At 42.4% G+C, this 1,341-nt stretch carries 1 pseudogene; it reads left to right on the top strand.

Features of this window, described 5'->3' with window-relative positions:
• Positions 1-423 precede the first annotated feature (423 nt).
• Positions 424-1,036 (top strand): annotated as a pseudogene (locus tag AC2VE5_RS27915) (IS701 family transposase); the annotation flags it as partial.
• Positions 1,037-1,341: the final 305 nt, after the last annotated feature.

Genomic DNA, 1,341 nt, shown 5'->3' with positions numbered 1-1,341 from the left:
TCCGGTACTGTTACGAACACTTGAAAACTCAGTTTTACCATGCCCATAAACATTACGAGTTGTGGTACTGTTTGTAACAACACTTCCTGCAAAAGCGGAAGTAGAAATTAAACTTAAACCGATAGCTGTAGCTGTAATACGTATAATCATTTTTGTTTGTCCTTTGTTTTGATTAATGAATTGATTTCGCGCAAAAAACAACTTAATTTAAATAACTATTTTAGAGCGGCTTGTTTTTTGCTTCAGTACAAAACATTTTTTTCTCCGTGTATTTACATAAGGTAAGAGATAATGTATAAAGTTCTACACCTCTACTGAGGAACTTCTTGTCAAGTTTTAGTAAAGACTTTTTTCTAGAGTAATAACTGATAGTGCCAGGACTTACGCAGAGGTAGGAGAGGAGACAAAGATTAAACTAAAGGAATGAGCTTTACCAAACTTGACTACTGCCAATACTTGCTAAGCAGCCCAATTAACTACACCCTCACAAACTTGGCTGACCACTTTGAGGGCATCAGTCACGACCGCATCAACCGCTATTTGCGCGGTGAGAAGTTAACTCCTCGCCTACTATGGGATAACGTGAAACCACTGCTGCAACCGTCTCAGAATGCTTGTATTCTGTTCGACGATACGGTCTTGGACAAGCGGTATTCAGGAGCGATTGAGTTAACTCGACGGCAGTACAGCGGCAATGAACATCGAGTCATTCGACGAGGTATTGGGTTAATTAGCTGTGTGTACGTCAATGGCGAAACTGGACAGTTCTGGGTGATAGACTATCGACGGGTACGACCCTGATGGGGATGGACAAAGCAAGTTGGATCGCGTGGCAGCGATGCTCGATGGTGTGGTGTACAGCAAGCAATTGCCATTCACAACCGTGTTGATGGATAGCTGGTATGCCACGCAAAAGCTGATGGCTCAAATAGACCAACCAAAGAAGGTATATTACTGCCCACTCAAGACCAATGTTGGCAAACAGGATAGAGATAGCGTTGATGTCCGCTCTTGCATCAAGCTGTGTTTATGGGCTTTAGGATGATCGCACAAAGGGCATTGCATGGACGAGTTGCAGATGAGAGATCCCCTCTACTCTACCAATCCCACGTTTATTTGACGCACTACCGGCTCAGTTGGGCAAGAATTTCTAGTTTTTTTTTGCACTAACTGTGGATCTTTTTTTGGATTACACTTTTGGGTTTTCTTCCAACTACAGCGGTTCTCGATTGAATGAGATAAAGTGAGAAGCATTGCTACAACTATTAATGGCTAAATGGATGAAAGCTTACTCAAATGATTTGCGCCAGAAGATTGTGGAAACCCATAGCAGAGAAAGGG

It is taken from the genome of Aliterella sp. E5.1, from assembly GCF_057473825.1.
Note: the sequence above shows the minus strand (reverse complement) of the source record. Positions and strands in the feature narration are given on the sequence as shown.